At 73.7% G+C, this 20,496-nt stretch carries 17 protein-coding genes; 10 read left to right on the top strand and 7 right to left on the bottom strand.

Translation table 11 applies throughout. The features are described from left to right. Nucleotides 1–92: 92 nt before the first annotated feature. The 3 genes from ACFWAR_RS15500 to ACFWAR_RS15510 all read left to right on the top strand — a co-directional run bounded on the left by ACFWAR_RS15500 (nt 93) and on the right by ACFWAR_RS15510 (nt 3,835). A complete protein-coding gene (locus ACFWAR_RS15500; RefSeq protein WP_385777185.1) occupies nt 93–1,115 on the top strand; it encodes a hypothetical protein in 1,023 nt (340 codons plus the stop codon). Between the two features lie 102 nt (nt 1,116–1,217). Beyond that, complete coding sequence (locus ACFWAR_RS15505; RefSeq protein WP_385777187.1) at nt 1,218–2,627, top strand: FAD-binding oxidoreductase; 1,410 nt, start codon at nt 1,218–1,220, stop codon at nt 2,625–2,627. Nucleotides 2,628–2,677: 50 nt separating this feature from the next. After that, a complete protein-coding gene (locus ACFWAR_RS15510; RefSeq protein WP_385777189.1) occupies nt 2,678–3,835 on the top strand; it encodes a glycosyltransferase family 4 protein in 1,158 nt (385 codons plus the stop codon). Nucleotides 3,836–3,890: 55 nt separating this feature from the next. Here the strand turns inward: ACFWAR_RS15510 and ACFWAR_RS15515 are convergent, their stop codons facing one another. Both ACFWAR_RS15515 and ACFWAR_RS15520 read right to left on the bottom strand, forming a co-directional pair. Continuing rightward, a complete protein-coding gene (locus tag ACFWAR_RS15515; protein WP_385777191.1) occupies nt 3,891–4,334 on the bottom strand; it encodes a cold-shock protein in 444 nt (147 codons plus the stop codon). A 102-nt stretch (nt 4,335–4,436) separates the two neighbouring features. Continuing rightward, a complete protein-coding gene (locus ACFWAR_RS15520; protein WP_354379099.1) occupies nt 4,437–4,886 on the bottom strand; it encodes an Lrp/AsnC family transcriptional regulator in 450 nt (149 codons plus the stop codon). A gap of 127 nt (nt 4,887–5,013) precedes the next feature. Between ACFWAR_RS15520 and ACFWAR_RS15525 the strand changes: the two genes are divergently transcribed. Further along, complete coding sequence (locus ACFWAR_RS15525) at nt 5,014–6,015, top strand: asparaginase (RefSeq protein ID WP_385777193.1); 1,002 nt, start codon at nt 5,014–5,016, stop codon at nt 6,013–6,015. Between the two features lie 52 nt (nt 6,016–6,067). Here the strand turns inward: ACFWAR_RS15525 and meaB are convergent, their stop codons facing one another. The 4 genes from meaB to ACFWAR_RS15545 all read right to left on the bottom strand — a co-directional run bounded on the left by meaB (nt 6,068) and on the right by ACFWAR_RS15545 (nt 12,424). After that, on the bottom strand, nt 6,068–7,072 hold the full coding sequence (gene meaB, locus ACFWAR_RS15530) for a methylmalonyl Co-A mutase-associated GTPase MeaB (protein WP_385777195.1): 1,005 nt from the start codon (nt 7,070–7,072) through the stop codon (nt 6,068–6,070). Nucleotides 7,073–7,088: 16 nt separating this feature from the next. Continuing rightward, entirely contained in the window at nt 7,089–9,287 is a 2,199-nt protein-coding gene (gene scpA / locus ACFWAR_RS15535; RefSeq protein ID WP_385777197.1) for a methylmalonyl-CoA mutase, read from the bottom strand. Next, complete coding sequence (locus ACFWAR_RS15540) at nt 9,284–11,158, bottom strand: methylmalonyl-CoA mutase family protein (RefSeq protein WP_385777199.1); 1,875 nt, start codon at nt 11,156–11,158, stop codon at nt 9,284–9,286. The genes scpA and ACFWAR_RS15540 overlap by 4 nt, the downstream gene beginning before the upstream one ends. A 78-nt stretch (nt 11,159–11,236) precedes the next feature. Next, the gene (locus ACFWAR_RS15545; RefSeq protein WP_385777290.1) at nt 11,237–12,424 is read right to left on the bottom strand and encodes an ROK family protein; all 1,188 of its coding nucleotides are present in this window, start codon (nt 12,422–12,424) and stop codon (nt 11,237–11,239) included. A 1,174-nt stretch (nt 12,425–13,598) separates the two neighbouring features. Between ACFWAR_RS15545 and ACFWAR_RS15550 the strand changes: the two genes are divergently transcribed. Genes ACFWAR_RS15550 through ACFWAR_RS15575 form a run of 6 tightly spaced genes read left to right on the top strand, consistent with a single transcriptional unit; the run spans nt 13,599 to nt 19,460 of the window. Next, nucleotides 13,599–14,570 (top strand): TauD/TfdA dioxygenase family protein, encoded by a 972-nt coding sequence (locus ACFWAR_RS15550; RefSeq protein ID WP_385777201.1) that lies wholly within the window; start codon nt 13,599–13,601, stop codon nt 14,568–14,570. Between the two features lie 35 nt (nt 14,571–14,605). Next, nucleotides 14,606–15,175 (top strand): NADPH-dependent FMN reductase, encoded by a 570-nt coding sequence (ssuE, locus tag ACFWAR_RS15555; protein ID WP_385777203.1) that lies wholly within the window; start codon nt 14,606–14,608, stop codon nt 15,173–15,175. Between the two features lie 46 nt (nt 15,176–15,221). Beyond that, on the top strand, nt 15,222–16,265 hold the full coding sequence (locus ACFWAR_RS15560; protein WP_385777205.1) for an ABC transporter substrate-binding protein: 1,044 nt from the start codon (nt 15,222–15,224) through the stop codon (nt 16,263–16,265). 5 nt (nt 16,266–16,270) lie between these two features. Beyond that, nucleotides 16,271–17,083: an ABC transporter ATP-binding protein gene (locus ACFWAR_RS15565; RefSeq protein WP_385777207.1), complete on the top strand. Its 813-nt coding sequence runs from the start codon at nt 16,271–16,273 to the stop codon at nt 17,081–17,083. Continuing rightward, entirely contained in the window at nt 17,080–18,063 is a 984-nt protein-coding gene (locus ACFWAR_RS15570; RefSeq protein WP_385777209.1) for an ABC transporter permease, read from the top strand. Before ACFWAR_RS15565 ends, ACFWAR_RS15570 begins: the two co-directional genes overlap by 4 nt. 56 nt (nt 18,064–18,119) lie before the next feature. After that, a complete protein-coding gene (locus ACFWAR_RS15575; RefSeq protein ID WP_385777211.1) occupies nt 18,120–19,460 on the top strand; it encodes an LLM class flavin-dependent oxidoreductase in 1,341 nt (446 codons plus the stop codon). A gap of 97 nt (nt 19,461–19,557) precedes the next feature. Here ACFWAR_RS15575 and ACFWAR_RS15580 read toward each other — a convergent pair whose 3' ends face one another. Further along, a complete protein-coding gene (locus ACFWAR_RS15580) occupies nt 19,558–20,487 on the bottom strand; it encodes an NADP-dependent oxidoreductase (RefSeq protein ID WP_385777213.1) in 930 nt (309 codons plus the stop codon). Nucleotides 20,488–20,496: the final 9 nt, after the last annotated feature.

Below are 20,496 nucleotides of genomic sequence, written 5' to 3' on the forward strand. Positions count from 1 at the left end.
TCGTCTGCACGACGTTCCGAACCCGCCCCTGTCGACACGTATCGTAGTTACTCAAGTGCAACGAGTAACCCTCTGAGGTTCAGGAGACTTCTGTGACGTACGTTGCGGGTCTGGACGGTCTCACCGCTCTGGTGCTGCCGCTCCCCGCCGAACTGCCCGGAACCCTCGGTCCCGTGGCCGATCGGCTCACCGACCTGATGGAAGGCCGCCGCGCGCTGTACGACACCGCGATGAGCGCCGACCCGGACGCCCCGGCGGCCCGGGCCGAACTCCTCGCGCGCCTGGCCGGTGACGCCGGCGACGCGGTCCGCGTCGACGCCGAACCGCCCGCCGGAAGCTGCGTGCACGACGCCTTCTTCGCCGTGCGCCGCGGCCTCGGCGACAGCGCGGCCCTGCTCGCCGGGGCGATCCTGGCCAGCGACGTGCTCGCGCAGGAGGACCTCGCGAGCAGCGGCAGCACCCTGGAGCCCGACCCCGACAACCTGCTCCTGGGGGTGACCGGATTCCTCACCGGGACCCTGCCCCAGGTGGCCAAGTCCGCCCCCTGGCAGGCCGATCACGATCCGGTCGACGCGGCCAACCAGCGCTGGCTCGTCGGCCACCAGCGGTTCTTCGTGATGCTGCAACTGCTCACCGTCGCCCTGCGCGGCCTGGACCGCGAGGAGGCCACCGCCGAGCAGGAACGGGAGGCCGTCCGCTCCTTCGCCTGGCTGTGCCGCAGCGCCGCGGTCTCCATGCGCTACGCCGCCGACTTCCCGCCCGAGTGGTACCCGCGGGTGCGCGAGACCATGGCGCCGCCCGCGGTGAACGCCGGCTTCAGCGGCCTGCAGACCCGCGACCACCTGGAGTTGGTCGCCTGGATGCGGCGGCTCAAGCGCGGCGGCGGCCTCGCCCGCCTCGCTCCCGCGTCGAGCACGGCCGTGCACGCCGCGGTCCAGCACCTCTACGAGGCCCACGTGTGGGTGTGCGACCGCTTCGGCGGCGCCGTCGAGCCAAGCCTGCTGATGGCGCAGGCCGCCGACGCCGCCGGTGAGCGGGCCGAGAGCGGGGTCGCCGCGGCCCAGCGGCTGGCGCGCCAGCGGCTCGGCCTCCTCACCCCGCCGAGCACCGCCTGACCGCGCCGGATTCACCCGTACGAAGGAATTGAGGAAACGCTCCGCCACCGCGTCGGAGCCCCTCGCCCCCGTTCAGCGCAGCGATCACCAGGAGGCACCAGGATGACCCCGCCCGACTCCGGCCGCTTTCGACCGCGCCGCCTCGCGGGGGTCCTGCGACCGCGCACGGCGGACGAGGTCGCCGCCCTCGTACGGACGGCGGCCGCCGCCCGCACCCCGGTGCACCCGGTGTCCACCGGACGCAACTGGGGCCTGGGCTCGGCCCTCCCGGTCGATGACGGCGCCACCCTGCTCGACCTCTCCGGACTCGACCGGATCCGCGAGAGCGACACCCGGCGCGGCTACGCCGTCATCGAACCCGGCGTCACCCAGGGCGAGCTGACCCGCCACCTGTCCGGGACGGACCGGATGCTCAACCTCACCGGCGCCTCCCGCCACACCAGCGTCATCGGCAACGTCCTGGAACGCGGCGTCGGCCTGCACCGGCCGCGCGCCGAGGACCTCGCGGGGCTGGAGCTCGTCCTCGCGGACGGAGAACGGGTGCGCACCGGCTGGTGGCCCGCCGAGGACGGCCCGGCCGTGGTCCAGCCGCACGGCGCGGGGCCCTCCCTCAACCACGCCTTCACCCAGGCCTCCTGGGCCGTGGTCACCGCGGCCGTGGTGCGCCTGCTGCCCCGGCCCCGCTCCGTGCGGATCCTGCCCGTCACCTTCCCCGCGGCCCGGCTCGCCGAAGCCGTCGACACCCTGCGCGGATGGACGGCGGGCGCACTGGTCCCCGCCACCACCAAGATCTACGATCCGGTCGCCGCCCGCACCTACGACCCGGGCGGCCCGCCCGACGCCTACCTCGCCCATCTCGCCCTCACCGGGGACCCCGACCTCACCTCCGCCCTCGCCGCGGTGCTCGCCGCACGCCTGGGCGAGGAGCGCTGCCCGCTCGCCGCGGGCCCGCCCGGGGCCGCCGACGCCGAGGTGCACGCGGCGTACGCGGGCGCGCACGATCCGACCGACGGCCTCTTCCGCCGCAAGACCGGCGGCTGCTGCGCCCGTTGCCTGGACCGCGCCCGCGGCCTGCTGATGTTCCTCCCGGTGATCCCCTTCGAGGGCGGCGCGGTGGCCACGGCCGCCGCCCTGGTCCGGGCCGCGCTGGCCGAGGGGCAGGACCGGCCCGGGATCACCATGAACGTGCTGGACGCCGACACCGTCGACCACGTGATCACGCTCCGCTTCGACCCCGCCGACGCCCGCTCCACCGGCGCGGCGCACCGCACCCTCGACCGGCTGCACGCCTCCTTCGCGGCGCACGGCTGGCCCCCGTACCGCACGGACGTCGACCACCCCCGGCCCGCCGCCGCGGACCCGGCGCTGCACCACCGCCTGGCCCGGGCCCTGGACCCGGACGGGGTCTTCGCCCGGGGCCGCTTCGTACCGCCCGCCGCGACTACGCGGGGCGCCGACGGGGCGACGGAGCGTGGGCGCGGTGATCGAGGTCACGGACGAGTTCGGCAATAAGCCGGTCGCGGTGCGTCCGATCGCCCCCGGTTGCACGATCCTGGACTGTCATGGGCTCCACTCTTGTCATCACCAACGACTTCCCGCCGCGCCAGGGGGGCATCGAGACGTTCGTCCACGCCATGACCACCCGGGTCCCGGGAGGTGACGTCGTCGTCTACACCTCGCACGAAGAGGGGGGAGCGGCCTACGACGCCACGCTCCCCTTCCCCGTCGTCCGGGACACCAGCGGCATGTTGCTGCCGACCGGCCGGGTCACGAAGAAGGCCGTCGAGATAGCCCGGGCCCACGGCTGCGACCGGGTCTGGTTCGGTGCGGCCGCGCCGCTCGCCATGATGGCCCCGGCCCTGCGCGCGAACGGCGTGCGGCGCATCGTCGCCACCACCCACGGTCACGAGATCTGGTGGGCCCGACTGCCCGGTGCCCGGCGGATGATGCGCCGCATCGGCGACGGCGTGGACGTGGTCACCTACCTCGGCGAGTACACCCGCTCCCGGATAGCCCCCGCGCTCGGCCCGACGGCCGAGCTGAGCCGCCTGGTGCCGGCCGTGGATGCGGACGCGTACCGCCCCGACCCGGACGCGGGCGCCGCGCTGCGCGCCGAGCTGGGGCTGGAGGGCAAGCGCATCATCCTGTGCGTGTCCCGGCTGGTGCCGCGCAAGGGGCAGGACAAGCTGATCGAGGCGATGCCGCTGATCCGGCGACAGGTGCCCGACGCGGTGCTGCTGGTGGTCGGCCAGGGGCCGCACGAGGCCCGGCTGCGCAAGCTGGCGCTGCGGCACGGCGGCGCGGACGCGGTCCGCTTCGTGGGCGGCAAGACCCACCGGGAGACCCCCCGGTACTACGCGGCGGCCGACGTCTTCGCGATGCCCTGCCGGACCCGCAAGGGCGGGCTGGAGGCGGAGGGCCTCGGCATCGTCTTCCTGGAGGCCGCGGCCAGCGGCCTGCCGGTGGTCGTCGGCGACTCCGGCGGAGCCCCCGACACGGTGCTCGACGGCACCACCGGGCGCGTCGTGGACGGCACCGACCCGACGGTCGTGGCCGCCGTGCTGACCCGGCTGCTGCTGGACACCGGGCGGGCGGCGCAGATGGGCGCCGCGGGCCGCGCGTGGGCGCGGGAGTCCTGGTCGTGGGACGCGCAGGCGCGGCACCTGACCCGACTGCTCGACCCGGCCCACGCGCCGGTCGCGGACGCGCGCACGTCCTGAACCGGCCGTGCGCCCCTCCTCCGCCGGGCCCGGGCCCGGCGGAGGGGGCCCGGCACTACCCCTCGATCCACCCGTGGCCCTGGGCCACCTGGAGGAAGCGGTTGCGGACCTGGACGATCTGGGCGCCGGTCAGGGTGGGCACCGACTCCAGGAGCACCTCGGTCACCTCGCGCAGGTACTGACCCCGGCTCAGCGCGTCGCACAGCGCGTCGTCACCGGACGCGGTCCGACCGGACGCGGCCCCGGTGGCCGCCGCGGCCGCCACCGGCGGCGTCACGGGAGTGCCGTCCGGGTTCGTGGCGAGCCGGACCGAGGAGGCCTTCAGGCCGCGGTCCCCGTCCTCCACCTCGAATTCGAGCGCGGTCCCGGAGCGCACGTAGGACTCCGGGATCAGCATGTCGTTCACGTGGAGGAAGACGTCCTCCCCACCGTCTTCCGGAGCGATGAACCCGTAACCCCGGGTACCGTCGAACCGGATCACACGACCAGAAACCACCACAACCCCCAATGGACTTCGGGCACCTGTGCCCGGACAACACCACCGGGCCACCCTAGTGCGCCGCGCCCCGGCGCGGGAGCGCCGCCGTGGTGGTCCGTCAGATCACACCGGCAATCCCGTCGGCTCCTTGATCCGCTTCATGATGATCTGCGAGTTGACCTCGGTGATCCCGGTCAGCGCGGTCAGCTGCTCGATCCACAGCCGCTCGTACGCCCGCAGGTCCGCGACCGCGATCCGCAGCAGGCAGCCGGGGCTGCCGAAGAGCCGGTAGGCCTCGATCACGTCCGGAATGTCCTGGAGGGCCGCCTCGAAGGCCTCGACGGACTCCCGGTCGCGGCGCACCTCGACCGAGACCAGCACCTCGAAGCCGCGCCCGACGGCGTCCGGATCGATCACCGCCCGGTAGCCCTGGATCACCCCGTCCTGTTCCAGCTGGCGGACCCGGCGCATGCAGGGGGAGGGGGTGAGTCCCACCCGCTGGGCCAGCTCCTGGTTGGTGAGCCGCCCGTCCTTCTGTAGCTCACGCAATATTTCACGGTCGATGGCGTCCATGGAGCAATCATCACCCATGGTGCGTTAAATCTCGGGCTGAAATCGCAATCACATTGCGCGTGGATATTCCTATGATTGCTGGATACGAAAACATGTACGGGGGCTATGTGGGGAAAGGCGGGCAGCCATGGGACGGATCGTCGTCATCAGCACCGGCGGGACGATAGCGAGCCGGTGGCAGGGTTCGGGATTCGCGGCCGACGCCGACGGGCGCGAGGTCATGGCCACGGCGCCGCTGCCCGAGGGGATCACGGTCGAGATCGTCGACCTGTTCAGCGTGAACAGCCCCCGGCTCACCACCGCCCACCAGCTGACCCTCCTGCGCACCGTGCACGAGGTGCTCGCCGACCCCGACGTCCAGGGCATCGTCGTCACCCACGGCACGGACACCCTCGAAGAGTCCGCCTTCCTGGTCGACCTGCACCACCACGACCCGCGCACGGTCGTCTTCACCGGCTCGCAGCTGCCCATGGGCGCCACGGACGGCGACGGCCCCGGCAACCTCTACGACGCCCTGCTCACCGCCGCCACCACCCGCGGGCTCGGCGTACTGATCGCCTTCGCCGGACGGGTCCACGCCGCCCGCGGAACGATCAAGACCCAGACGCTGATCGCGGACGCCTTCGCCGACCCCTCGGGCGAACAGCTCGGCAAGGTCGGCTTCGGCAAGGTCACCGTGCTGCGCCACGCGGTGCGCCCGCAGGCCCTCCCGCTGCCCGCGATGCCGGAACTGCCGCCCCGCGTGGACATGGTGATGCACCACGCCGACGCCGACCCGGTGCTCTTCGAGGCCGCCGTCGCGGCCGGCGCGCAGGGCATCGTCCTCGTCGCCACCGGCGCCGGCAACGCCACCCCCGAGATCGTGGAAGCGGTCCGCGCCGCCACCGCGCGCGGCGTGCTCGTGGCGCTGACCACCCGCGTCGCGGCGGGACCGGTCACCGAGATCTACACCCACGGCGGAGCCGTCGACCTGGTCGCCGTCGGGGCCGTGAAGAGCGGCACGCTGCGCGCCGGGCAGGCCCGGATAGCGGTCCTCTCCGCGCTGCTGGCCAGCCAGGACCCGGCCGAGCGGGTGCGGATCCTGCACCGCTCGCTCGTGACCGAGGGCCCGGTCCTCGTCGACGCGTGAGCACCCCGGATCCGGGTCGCCGTGCGACCGACCCGGATCCGGGGGATCCACCTCAGGCTCCGGCGGGCCCGCCGCCCCGACCGAAGGCCGCCAACAGCTGGTCCGCCGCCGAGGTCGCGGTCACCGTGCCCGCCCGCACCCCCGCCTCCAGGCCCGGGGCCAACTCCCGTACCGCCGGGTCCGCCCGCAGCCGCCCGAGCAGCTCGTCGCGGACCATCGACCAGGTCCACTCCACCTGCTGCGCCGCCCGCTTGGCCGCCAGCCGGCCGTCCGCCTCCAGCACCCTGCGGTGCGCCTCGAGCCGCTCCCAGACCTCGTCCAGCCCCGCCGACTCGCGCGCGCTGCACGTCAGGACCGGCGGGGTCCAGGCCGCGTCCACCGGGTGCATCAGCCGCAGCGCACCGGAGAGTTCGCGCGCGGCCGCCCGGGCGTCCCGCTCGTGCGGCCCGTCCGCCTTGTTCACGGCGAGCACGTCCGCGAGCTCCAGGACGCCCTTCTTGATGCCCTGGAGCTGGTCGCCCGTACGCGCCAGCGACAGCAGCAGGAACGAGTCGACCATCCCGGCCACCGTGGTCTCGGACTGGCCGACGCCGACCGTCTCCACGAGCACCACGTCGTAGCCCGCGGCCTCCATGACGATCATCGACTCGCGGGTCGCCTTCGCGACCCCGCCCAGGGTGCCCGCCGAGGGGGACGGCCGGACGAAGGCCGCCGGATCCACCGCCAGGCGCTCCATCCGGGTCTTGTCGCCCAGGATCGAGCCGCCCGTGCGGGTGGAGGACGGGTCCACGGCCAGCACCGCCACCCGGTGCCCGAGCCCGGTCAGCATCGTGCCGAAGGCATCGATGAACGTCGACTTGCCCACGCCCGGCACACCACTGATCCCGATCCGGCGCGCGGCGCCCGTGTGCGGCAGCAGCTCCGTCAGGAGCCGCTGCGCCAGCACGCGGTGATCGGCCCGGGTGGACTCGACGAGGGTGATCGCGCGCGCGATGTGCGCGCGCTTCCCGTCGAGCACGCCCTTGGCGTAGGCCTCGATGTCGATCTTCGGGGGCATCGGGTCGCCGCCTCGCCTACAGCTCGTGGCCGAGGTCGGCGGCCAGTCGCGTCACCAGGTCGTGCGCCGCGTCCGGGATGACCGTGCCGGGCGGGAACACCGCGGTGGCGCCCATCTCCAGCAGCGTCGGCACGTCCGCGGGCGGGATCACCCCGCCGACCACGATCATGATGTCCTCGCGCCCCTCGTGCGCGAGCTGCTCGCGCAGCGCCGGTACGAGGGTGAGGTGGCCGGCCGCCAGCGAGGACACGCCCACCACGTGGACGTCCGCCTCGACCGCCTGCCGGGCGACCTCCTCGGGCGTCTGGAAGAGCGGGCCGACGTCCACGTCGAAGCCCAGGTCGGCGAAGGCGGTCGCGATCACCTTCTGGCCGCGGTCGTGCCCGTCCTGGCCCATCTTGGCCACCAGGATGCGCGGCCGACGGCCCTCCGCCTCCTCGAACCGGTCCACCAGCGCACGGGTGCGCTCGACCGACGGGGACTCGCCTGCTTCGTTGCGGTACACACCCGAGATCGTACGGATCTGGCTCGCGTGCCGCCCGTACACCTTCTCCAACGCGTCCGAGATCTCGCCCACGGTCGCCTTCGCGCGGGCCGCGTCCACCGCCAGCTTGAGGAGGTTGCCCTCCAGGCCCGAACCCGCACCGCGCTCGGCGGCGTTCGTCAGCGCCCGCAGGCAGTCCTGCGTCACCGCCTCGTCGCGCTCCTCGCGCAGCCGCCGCAGCTTGGCGATCTGCTGGGCGCGCACCGAGGAGTTGTCCACCTTGAGCACGTCGATCAGCTCGTCGCTCTCCACCCGGTACTTGTTCACCCCGATCACCGGCTGGCGGCCCGAGTCGATCCGCGCCTGCGTGCGGGCCGCGGCCTCCTCCACGCGCAGCTTCGGGATGCCCGCGTCGATGGCCTGCGCCATGCCGCCGGCCGCCTCGACCTCCTCGATGTGCTGCCACGCCCGGCGGGCCAGGTCGTAGGTCAGCTTCTCGACGTACGCGCTGCCGCCCCACGGGTCGATCACCCGGCAGGTCCCCGACTCCTGCTGGAGCAGCAGCTGGGTGTTGCGCGCGATCCGCGCCGAGAAGTCCGTCGGCAGCGCGAGCGCCTCGTCGAGGGCGTTGGTGTGCAGCGACTGGGTGTGCCCCTGGGTCGCCGCCATCGCCTCGACGCACGTGCGCGTCACGTTGTTGAAGACGTCCTGGGCCGTGAGCGACCAGCCCGAGGTCTGCGAATGCGTGCGCAGCGAGAGGGACTTGGCGTTCTTCGGGTCGAACTGCTTGACCAGGCGCGCCCACAGCAGGCGGGCGGCCCGCAGCTTGGCGACCTCCATGAAGAAGTTCATGCCGATCGCCCAGAAGAAGGACAGGCGCGGCGCGAAGGCGTCGACGTCCATCCCGGCGCCCAGCCCGGCCCGCAGGTACTCCACCCCGTCGGCCAGGGTGTAGGCCAGCTCCAGGTCGGCGGTCGCCCCCGCCTCCTGGATGTGGTAGCCGGAGATCGAGATCGAGTTGTACCGCGGCATCTTCTGCGAGGTGAAGGAGAAGATGTCGGAGATGATCCGCATCGACGGCTTCGGCGGATAGATGTAGGTGTTGCGGACCATGAACTCTTTGAGGATGTCGTTCTGGATGGTCCCCGCGAGCTTGTCGGGGGACACCCCCTGCTCCTCGGCCGCCACGATGTACAGCGCCAGCACGGGCAGCACCGCGCCGTTCATCGTCATCGACACCGACATCTTGTCCAGCGGGATCCCGTCGAACAGCTGGCGCATGTCGTAGATCGAGTCGATCGCCACGCCCGCCATGCCGACGTCGCCCGTCACCCGGGGGTGGTCGCTGTCGTAGCCGCGGTGCGTCGGCAGGTCGAAGGCGACCGACAGGCCCTTCTGACCGGACGCCAGGTTGCGCCGGTAGAAGGCGTTGGACTCCTCGGCCGTGGAGAAACCCGCGTACTGCCGGATCGTCCAGGGCTGGTTGACGTACATCGTCGGGTACGGGCCGCGCAGGTACGGGGCCACGCCCGGGTAGGTCCCCAGGAAGTCCAGGCCCTCCACGTCCCGCCCGGTGTACAGCTGCTTGACGCCGATGCCCTCGGGCGTCTCCCACAGCAGGTCCTCGGTGGCGGAGCCGGTGGACTCCTTCACCGCCGCCCGCCACTGCTCCTCGGACCCGGCGGGAGCGGTCCCGCCGAGCGCCAGCTCGGAGAAATCGGGGATGCTCACGTGGTCACTCCCATCCGGTCGAGTACGGAGGACAGCACGGCGACCGCGTCGCAGCCGGCGAAGACGTACTCGTCCACATCGTCCGCGCAGGTGCCCGGTCGACCCGCGAGGAAGACGGTCCGGGCGCCCGCGGCGCGCAGTGCGGCCGCCACCGCCCCGGCCCGCTCCTCGTACAGCGCGTCGCTGGAACACAGCACGGCCATGCCGTCGGCGCCGCTCGCCGCGTAGGCGGCCGCCGCGGTGTCCGCGTCCACGGACACCGGGTCGTGCACCGCCTCGACGCCGCCCGCCTGGAACAGGTTGGAGGCGAAGGTGGCCCGACCGGTGTGCGCCGCGGCCGGACCCAGCGCCGCGAGGAAGATCCGCGGCCGGGAGCCGGTCGCCGCGAGGTGCGCGTCGGACCGGGCGCGCAGCGCCTCGTAGGCCTCGTCGCGGCGGACCCGCGGCAGCCCGCCCGAGGGCGCGGCGGGCGCGCTCTCGCGCACCACCGGCTTCTCGGACAGCAGCGGGAACTCGCTGACGCCGGTGATCGGTTCGCGGCGCTTGGCGAGCTTCTTGGACCGCTCGGCCCAGGTGGCGGCCAGTCGTTCGGCGACCAGACCGGAGCGCAGCGCGGCGGGCAGGCCGCCCGACTTCTCCACGGTCTGGAAGAACTCCCAGGCGGCGTGCGCGAGTTCGTCCGTGAGCTGCTCGACGTACCAGGAACCGCCCGCCGGGTCGATCACCCGGGCCAGGTGCGACTCCTCCATCAAGATGGTGGAGGTGTTGCGGGCGATCCGGCGCGCGAAGGCGTCCGGCAGCCCGAGGTCGTGGTCGAAGGGGAGCACGGTGACCGAGTCGGCCCCGCCCACGCCCGCGGCCATGCAGGCCACGGTGGTGCGCAGCATGTTCACCCACGGGTCGCGCCGGGTCATCATGACCGGCGAGGTCACCGCGTGCTGGCGCTGGGCGCCGGCCTCCGGGGCCCCGCAGGCCTCGGCGATCCGGGCCCACAGGCGGCGCGCGGCCCGCAGCTTGGCGATGGTGAGGAACTGGTCGGCGCTGGCGGCGTAGCGGAACTCCAGCTGCCCGAGGGCGGCCGCGGTGTCCAGGCCCGCGTCGGTGAGGGCGCGCAGGTAGGCCACGCCGGTGGCCAGGGACAGCCCCAGCTCCTGCGCCGCCGAGCCGCCCGCCTCGTGGTAGGGGAGCGCGTCCACGACCAGGGCGCGCAGGCCGGGCCAGTCGGCCGCGCTCTCGCGGGCCAGTTCCACGGCCCCGGCGAGCTCCAGCGCCTCGCCGGTACGGGCCTCGTGGCCCAGCGGGTCGGCGCCGAGGTTGCCGCGCGCGGCCTCGGGGGCCACCTCGCGCTCGGCGTACAGGCGCAGCAATTCCCGCGCCGCCCCCAGGAATTCGGCTCCGGCGTCCAGGGCGACCGGTGCGAGGTCCAGGTAGACCCCGGTCAGTGCGCGGTCCAGCCCCTCGATCGGGACGCCGGCCCGGCCCACGGTCAGCCACAGCGAGGTGACCCCGTTCTCCAGGTCGGCGAGGACGGCCTCGTTCAGGAGCGCGGGGTCGGTGTGCGCGAGTCGCTGGCGCACGTCCCAGCCCGTGGCGGCGGTGCCCTCGGCCCGGCCCCCGCGCAGGAACGGCGCGAAACCGGGCAGGCCGATGGCCGTGGTGTCCGCGGAGCCCCCGGAAGCGGTTGCGGTGTAGAGCGGGCGCGTACTGAGCCCGTCCTCGAGCGTGGTGGACAACGCGTTCTCAGCTGCCTCGCCGGAGACTTCCTTGCCCGACTTGCGCAGCACGCCTTCTACCAGGCGCTGCCACTGCTCATGCGTCGCGTCAGGGAACTCGGCGGCCAGGGAAAGCCCGTCATCAGGCAGGACCGTCATGGCTCGAATGCTAGGGGCGGCGCTAAAGCGAAGCCACATTCCCTCTATGTGATCTGTCACTCGCGGTGCGTATCACCTTCAGGACAGACCGGCGGGATCCCGGAACAACGGACCCAGCAGCGCGGTCGCCGCCGCCTGGGGGAGCACGGCGGGCCCGGCGTGCGGGGCGACGATCCGCCCGGGGCCGGCCGATCCCGGGGACAGCTCGGCCGCCGCCGCGCGGATTTCATCCAGATAGCCCTCGTGCAGGACGCTCGACAGCTCGGAGATCACCATCACGGCCGGGTTGAAGACGTCCAGGAGCAGCGCCGCCGCCCGCCCGACGCCGCGGGCCCGCTCGCGCAGCAGCGCGTCCGCGCGCGGATCGCCGGTGGCCGCCGCGTCGACGACCAGCCCGACGGAGGGCTCCGGCACGATCCCGCGGCGCACCGCCTCCGCGCCGAGCGCCGTGTCGGACGCGGTGGCCTGGAGGCAGCCGGTACGTCCGCACGCGCACGGCACGGTCGACCCGGGCACCGGCAGGTGCGCCACGTCGCCGGCCGCGGCCCCGGGGCCCTGGTGGACGGCGCCCTCGATGCCGAAGGCGGCGTCCACGACGTTGCCGATGAAGAGGTGGACCAGGCTGCGGCGGGCCTGCGGGTGCCCGAAGAGGATCTCCGCGTGCCCGACGGCGCGCGCGTGGTTGTCCACCCGGACCGCCACGCCCAGCTCCCGGGACAGCACGTCGGCCAGCGGTACGTCGCGCCAGCCCAGGGCCGCGTGCCGGACCACGGTCCCGGTGTCCGGGCGGACCCACCCGCCCAGCGCCGCGCCGACCCCGAGCAGCGGGCGCCCGCCGCCGAACTCGGCCAGGAAGCGGTCCAGTTCGCCCGTGACCCGGCCGAGCAGCCGCTGCGCGCCGAGCCCCTCCTCGTGGGGCAGGGCCCGGCGGGCCAGTACCTGCCCGCGCAGGTCGACCAGCCCGAGGACGCAGGCCCGCACCCCGATGTGCAGGGCCCCGGCCAGCGGGCCGCCGACCGCCCCGGTGTGCAGGTCCAGCGGGATCCGGGGCCGCCCCGCGGCCGTCGCGGGCCCGGCCGGGGGAGCGGGCACCTCGCGCAGCAGGCCGCGCCGGACCAGCAGGGTGGTCTGCCGGGACACGGCGGCCGGACTCAGCCCGCACAGCCCGGAGACCGCGCTACGGGCGACGGGCCCGTGGTCGAGCACGGTCCGCAGCACCGTGGCGGCATTGGCCACCGCCCGCCCGTCCCCGGCCCGACGCGCCACCCCCACCCCGTCCCCGACCTTCAACCGACCCCCCCAGAGCGCCAACAACCTCCCCCAGATCATGCCGGACCCCAGCACCCGCACCTATCCAGCCCACCACCCGCCCACGCAGCCGCCCCCATCCATCCCAGCACCCGCCCCATCCAGCCCCGCCGGCGTTTGAGGCGCCCCCGGAGGGCCCACACAGCCGCACCCATCCATCCAGCCCGGCCCCCGCCCACACAGCCGCACCCATCCATCCAGCCCGGCCCCCGCCCACACAGCCGCACCCATCCATCCAGCCCGGCCCCCGCGCACGCAGCCGCCCCCATCCCAGCCCGGCCCCCGCGCACGCAGCCTCACCTCTCTAGCCCCGCCGGCGTTTGAGGCGCCCCCCGAGGGCCCCCCCCCCCCCACCCGCCCCCCCCCCCCCCCCCCCCCCCACCCCCCCCCCCCCCCCGGGGCGCCCCCCCCCCCCCCGGAGGGCACCCACACCCGCACCGGCCCCCGCACCGGCACCGCCCCCACACCGGCACCGGCACCGGCACCCCCCCACCCCGTGTCGGTCGATCGCATGGCGCCCACGTTGCGGCGCCATGAAATCCCCCAGGGTCGATCATGCGCCACCGGCCACTCCCCACCCACCCCACGACCACCATCACCGCAGGTCAGAGCGGCCGACCCGACCACCCCCCACCCGCCCGTTTGGCCGGTTCACACCCCTCCCCGAGGGGGTTGACCGGCGGCGGACCCGCTGACAGGCTCCGAGCCATGTCCGCGACCGATCGAAACGTCTCGCGGCTCCACACCCCCGGCGCGTGTACCGCTCCGGGCGGATGTCCGGGCCGCTGTCCGGCCCCTTCCCGGGCCTGACCGCCCCACCCGCGCCACCCGCGCCCCGCGCCGCCACCGCACCCCGCGGCCCGCGGCCGCGATCTGGTCGTGCCCCTTCCCCGAGCCACACCCGGGGAGCCGGGCCCCCGGCCCCGCCACCCGAAGCCACCGGCCCAGGCCGGTCCCCTCCGGGCGGCGCGCGGCCCGCACCCGCCGTCCGCACCGCGGCGCACGAGCCACCGCACCCACCCCACCGCACCGCGCCCCCGCACACCCCGCCACGCCCCGCCCCGCGACGCCGCGGAGTCCGCCCGCCCACCCACATTTCTTCCGCTGAGGAAAGAATCCCCAGGAGGCCCCCATGAGCACCGCCACCCACCCCGCCCCCGCCCCCACCGTCACCGTCAGGAAGGTCGGCGGCCGGATCGGAGCCGAGCTCGGCTCCGTCCGCCTCGGCGGCGACCTCGGCCCCGAGACCGTCGCCCAGATCCGCGCCGCGCTCCTCACGCACAAGGTCGTCTTCTTCCGCGGCCAGGACCACCTCGACGAGGCCGGCCACGAGGCCTTCGCCCAGCTCCTCGGCACCCCCGTCGCGCACCCCACCGTCCCCTCCGCGGACGGGCGTTACGCCCTCGGCATCGACTCCCACCACGGCGCCCGCGCCAACCAGTGGCACACCGACGTCACCTTCGTACCGGCCTACCCCGCCTTCTCCATCCTGCGGGCCGTCACCATCCCGCCCTACGGCGGCGACACCCTGTGGGCCAACACCGCCACCGCCTACGCCAACCTCCCCGCACCGCTGCGGGCGCTCGCCGACGGCCTGCGCGCCGTGCACTCCAACGAGTACGACTACGCCGCCCTGCGCCCCGACGCCCTCCCCGAAGCCCTCGCCCAGTACCGCGAGGTGTTCACCTCCACCACCTTCCTCACCGAGCACCCGGTGGTCCGCGTCCACCCCGAGACCGACGAACGCACCCTGCTCCTCGGCAACTTCGTCCAGCGCATCGAGGGCCTCACCGGCCGCGACTCCCGCGCCCTCCTCGACCTGTTCCAGGCGCACGTCGAGCGCCCGGAGAACACCGTCCGCTGGCAGTGGAGCACCGGCGACGTCGCCATCTGGGACAACCGCGCCACCCAGCACTACGGGGTCGACGACTCCGACGACCACGAGCGCACCCTGCGCCGGGTCACCGTCGACGGCGACGTCCCGGTCGGCCCCGACGGCCGCTCCTCCCGCCTGATCAGCCCGGAGAGCGTCCCCGACCCGTCCTTCGGGATCCCCTCCGGCGCCTCCACGACCGAGGCCCCCGCCGCTCCGGCCGCCGTCTGACCCCGCCCCGCACGCACGCCGCCCAAGGAGCCCCCGTGGCCAGCATCCTCGCCCTCACCGGCAGCCCCTCCCTGCACTCGCGCACCGCCGTCGTCGCCGACCACGTCCTGCGCCGCCTGTCCCACTCCGGATTCGCGACCGCGCACCTGGCCGTCCGCGAACTCCCCGCAGCCGACCTGCTCGCCGCCCGCAGCGGCCAGCCCGAACTGCGCCGGGCGCTGGCCGCCGTCGCCGAGGCGGACGGCCTGGTCATCGCGACCCCGGTCTACAAGGCCTCGTACACCGGCCTCCTCAAGGCCTTCCTCGACCTGCTCCCGCAGGACGGCCTGGCCGGGAAGACCGTCCTGCCGCTCGCCACGGGCGGCAGCCTCGCCCACGTCCTGACCCTCGACTACGCCCTGCGCCCGGTGCTCACCGCGCTCGGAGCCCGGCACGTCACCACCGGCCGCTTCGTCCTGGACTCCTCCGTCGAGCGCGGCGACGGGCCCGACCGGCTGCGCCCCGAGGCCGAACTCGACCTCTTCCAGGCCGTCGACGAGTTCGCCGAGGCCCTGCACCTGCACACCGCCCCGCACCCGCGCCCCACCCTGACCGTCGCCCCGTAACCACCCGCCCCACCGCCCCGCCCCACCGTCCCGAGAAGGACCAGCCATGCCCGCGACACCCACCCGGACCACCACTTCCCGGCGCCAGTTCCTCGCCCTGATCGGCATCTCGGCGGCCGCGGTGAGCTGCGGCACGGCCACGGCCTCCGGCGGCGGCGGGGGCGGGGGCGCGCAGATCAAGAAGCTGAAGTACCAGGGCTCGGTCGGCGCGGTCACGCTGCCCGAACTCGCCGCGGACCTCGGCTACCTCGGCGACGTCACCCTCGACTGGGTCGGCAACACGATCAGCGGCCCGCAGGACATCCAGTCCGCCGCCACCGGCCAGATCCACTTCGGCGGAGCCTTCAACGGCGCCGTCGTCAAACTCGCGTCGGGCAAGGCCCCGATCAAGGCCGTCGTCTCCTACTACGGCTCCGACCAGTACGCCTACAGCGGCTACTACGTGCTGGAGGACAGCCCGATCCGCTCCGCCCGCGACCTGATCGGCAGATCGGTCGGCATGAACACCCTGGGCGCGCACTCCCAGGCCCTCCTGGACATCTACCTCAGCCGCAACGGCCTCTCCAAGGCCGACTCGGCCAAGGTCGAGGCCCTGGTCGTGCCCCCCGTCAACGCCGAGCAGTCGCTGCGCCAGAAGCAGCTCGACGTAGCCGTCCTCGGCGGCGTCCTGCGCGACAAGGCGCTGGCGAACGGCGGCATCCGCCCGCTGTTCACCGACTTCGAACTCCTCGGCGCCTTCAGCGCCGGCACCTACGTGATGACCCAGCGCTTCATCAAGGAGAACCCGGACACCGTCCGCACCTTCGTCACGGGCGTCGCCAAGGCCATCGAGTGGTCCCGGAGCACCCCGCGCGAGGAGGTCATCGCCCGGTTGACGGCCATCGTCAAGAAGCGCGGCCGCAACGAGGACACCTCCACCCTCCAGTACTGGCACTCGTACGGCGTGGCCGAGACCGGTGGCCGGATCGGGGACAAGGAGTTCCAGCTCTGGCTCGACTGGCTGGGTGAGCGCGGAGACATCAAGAAGGGCCAGCTCAAGGCCGCCGACCTCTACACCAACGAGTTCAACGACTACCGGAAGGGGGCCTGAGCGACATGGCGAAGATCGTCTTCGAATCGGTCACCAAGACCTTCCCGTCCGCGTCCCGCGGCGACTTCACCGCACTGGACGGCATCGACCTCTCCATCGGAGCGGGGGAGTTCCTGGTCGTCGTCGGCCCCAGCGGCTGCGGCAAGTCCACCCTCCTCGACCTGCTCGGCGGGCTGACCCGGCCGAGCGGCGGCCGGATCCTGCTCGACGGCGAGCCCGTCACCGGCCCCGGCCTGGACCGCGGCATCGTCTTCCAGCAGTACGCGCTGCTGCCGTGGCGCACCGCGCTGGGCAACATCGAGTTCGGCCTGGAGGCCACCGGCGTACCGCGCCGCCAACGGACCGAGAAGGCAAGGGAGTTCCTCGACCTGGTCGGCCTCACCGGCTTCGGCGACCGGCATCCGCACGAGCTGTCCGGCGGGATGCGCCAGCGCGTCGCGATCGCCCGCTCGCTGGCCTACGACCCCGACGTGCTGCTGATGGACGAGCCCTTCGCGGCGCTCGACGCCCAGACCCGCGAGTCCCTCCAGGACGAACTGCGGCGGATCTGGCAGGCCACCGGCAAGACGGTCGTCTTCATCACGCACAGCATCGAGGAGGCGGTGTACCTCGGCCAGCGCGTCGCGGTGATCACCTCCCGCCCCGGCCGGGTCAAGGAGATCGTCCCGGTCTCCTTCGGGGGCCGTACGGACGGCCTCCTGGGCGAGGACCTGCGCTCCAGCCCCGAATTCGCCCGCTACCGCCACGAGATCTGGACCCTGCTCCACGACGAGGTGGCCCGTGCCCAGCAACTGGAAAAGGAACAGGCCACCGCATGAGCACCGAAACCCACACCACAACCGCCCCGCCGACCAGCGCAGCCCCGCCGAATCCAGCCCCGCCGGCGTTCGAGGCGCCGCCGGAGGCCCCCGAGCCCCAGCCGGCCCCCGCGACCGCCCCCGCCCCCGCGACCGCCCCCACCCCCGCCCCCGCGACCGAGCCGCCGGCGCCACGAACCCCCGCCACCCCCCTCACGGCAGTGAGGTCCCGCACCATCCGCTGGATCCGCGGCGCGACCCTCCGCTCCGCCGCCCTCGTCGCACTGCTCCTCGTATGGGAGACCGCACCCCGCCTCGGCCTGGTGGACCGGACCTTCCTGCCCCCCTTCAGCGAGGTCGCCGTCGCCTGGTGGGAGCTGCTCGCCGACGGACAGCTCGGCGAACACACCTGGGCCAGCCTCGTCCGCTCCTTCGGCGGCTTCGGCATCGCCGTCGTCGTCGCCGTCCCGCTCGGCCTGCTGATCGGCTGGTACCGACCGGTCGCCGAACTGCTCGGGCCCCTGCTGGAGGTGTTCCGCAACACGGCCGCCCTCGCGCTGCTCCCCGTCTTCGTGCTGCTGCTCGGCATCGGCGAGACCTCGAAGATCTCGATGGTCGTCTACGCCTGCGTCTGGCCGGTCCTGCTGAACACCATCAGCGCCGTCCGCGGCGCCGACCCCACCCTCGTCAAGCTCGCCCGCTCGATGGACCTGTCCACCCTCCGGTTGTTCCAGAAGGTGATCCTGCCGTCCTCCGTGCCGACCATCTTCACCGGCATCCGGCTGGCCGGAGCGGTCTCCATCCTCGTCCTCGTCGCCGCCGAGATGATCGGCGCGAAGGCGGGCCTCGGCTACCTGATCAACGCCTCGCAGTTCAACTTCGCCATCCCGCAGATGTACGCCGGGATCATCACCATCTCCGCGATCGGCGTGGGCTTCAACCAGATCCTCGTCTCGATCGAACGCCGCCTGAGCCTGTGGCGCGTCCCGGCCGCGGGCTGACCGCCGCCGCACTCCCGCCCCGCCCGCCTTCCCTGCCTTCCCCTGAGGACCCCGTCATGAGCACCGACTCCCGCCGCACCCTCCACCTCAACGCCTTCCTGATGAACGCCGGCCACCACGACGCCGCCTGGCGCCACCCCGACAGCAGCCCCGAGCGGATCACGGACCTGCGCTACTTCCAGGAGCTGGCCAGGACCGCCGAGCGCGGGCTGCTCGACTCCATCTTCTTCGCCGACGGCCTCGCGCTGTGGGGCAAGGCCCGCTACAACGCCCTCGGCGGCTTCGAGCCGTTGACCCTGCTCTCCGCGATCGCGGCCGTCACCGAGCACATCGGTCTGATCGCGACCGTGTCGACGACCTTCAACGAGCCGTTCCACACGGCCCGCAAGTTCGCCTCCCTCGACCACATCAGCAACGGCCGCGCCGGGTGGAACATCGTCACCTCCGGCACCGTCGACGAGGCCCGCAACTTCAACCAGGAGGAGCACCTGGAGCACGGCTTGCGCTACGACCGGGCCCGCGAGTTCCTCGACGTGGCGACCAAGCTCTGGGACAGCTGGGACGACGACGCGATCGTCCTGGACAAGGAGCGGGGGATCTACGCCGACACCGACAAGCTCCACCCGGCCGACCACCGCGGCACGTACTTCGGCGTCGCCGGCGCCCTCAACGTGCCCCGCTCGCCCCAGGGCCACCCGCTCCTGGTCCAGGCCGGGTCCTCCGAGGACGGCAAGGAGTTCGCCGCGCAGTACGCGGAGGCCGTCTTCACCGCGCAGCAGACCCTCGCCGACGGCCAGACCTTCTACAAGGACCTCAAGTCCCGCCTCGCCCGCTACGGCCGCACCGAGGGCGACCTGCTCGTCCTGCCCGGCATCGCACCGGTCATCGGGTCCACCGAGGCCGAGGCCAAGGCGCTGGAACAGCAGCTCACCGACCTCCAGGTGCCGGAGTACGGCCTGGCCCAGCTCTCCGGCATGCTGGGCACCGACCTCACCGGGCACCCGCTGGACGGCCCGTTGCCCGAACTGCCCGAAGAGCGCGACATCAACGGCAACAAGAGCCGCTTCACGCTCGTCGCCGAACTCGCCCGCCGCGACGGCCTCACCCTGCGCGAGCTGATCGCCCGCCTCGGCGCGGGTCGCGGCCACCGGGTCTTCGCGGGCACCCCGGAGCAGATCGCCGACCAGCTGGAGCAGTGGTTCACCCAGGGCGCGGCCGACGGGTTCAACATCATGGCGCCCGTACTGCCCACCGGGCTCACCGACTTCGTCGACCAGGTGGTGCCGATCCTGCAGAGGCGCGGCCTCTTCCGCACCGAGTACACCGGACGCACCCTCCGCGAGAACTACGGCCTGGGGCGCCCGGCCGGCCGGTACGCGGCGGCGGGGGCGCACTGACCCCCGGGCCGGACGGCCGCGGGAGGAGGGGGGTGGGTGCCGGGCCCGGCACCCACCCCCCTGCCGCGCGTGCGTACGGGCGGCAGGGGGAGCCGGATCAGACGGTCAGCACGATCTTGCCGCGGGTGCGGCCCGCCGCGCTGATCTCCCAGGCCTTCGCCGCCTGCGCCAGCGGCAGGGCGTGCTCCACGTGCACGCTGAGCTTGCCGTCGTCCGCCAGCCGGGCCAGCGCGGTCAGGTCGGCGGTGTCGGGGCGCACCCAGAGCTGGTGCGCGCCCTTGGCCGCGGCGCCGGGGTCGGCGATGGAGACCACCCGGCCGCGCTCCTTGACCAGACCCTGGAGGACCTCGACGGCCCCGTCCCCGTGGAAGTCGAGGCCCGCGTCGATGCCTTCGGGCGCCAGCGCGCGGATCCGGTCGGCCAACCCCTCGCCGTACAGCACCGGTTCGGCGCCCAGCGAGCGCAGGTAGTCGTGGTTGTGCGCCCCGGCGGTGCCGATCACCCGGGCCCCGAGGGCGACGGCGATCTGCACGCCCAGCGATCCGGTGCCGCCCGCCGCCGCGTGGATGACCACGGTCTCGCCCGCGGCGACCCGTACCCGGGCCAGCGACTGGTAGGCGGTCAGCCCGGCCAGGGGGACGCCCGCGGCCTGTTCGAAGGTCAGGGCGCGGGGCTTGCGGGCCAGGGTGCGCACGGGGGCCGAGACCAGTTCGGCGTAGGTGCCGAGCTGCACCCACTCCTTGCGGAGGTAGCCGTACACCTCGTCGCCCACGGCGTACTCGGAGGTGTCTGCGCCGAGGGCCTCCACGACTCCGGCGACGTCCCAGCCCGGTATGACCGGGAAGCGGGTCTCCGTGGTCGCGTCGAGGTATCCGGCGGCGATCTTCCAGTCGACCGGGTTGACCCCGGCGGCCTTCACCCGGACGAGCACCTCGCCGGGGCCGACCTTGGGTGCGGGCGCGTCGACGAGAGCGAGGCTGCCGGGGGCGCCGTCGGTACCGTAAGCGGAGAAAGTGATTGCCTTCATGATCGCTCC

The sequence above is a fragment of the Streptomyces sp. NPDC059917 genome (assembly GCF_042730635.1).
Taxonomy (GTDB): Bacteria; Actinomycetota; Actinomycetes; order Streptomycetales; family Streptomycetaceae; genus Streptomyces.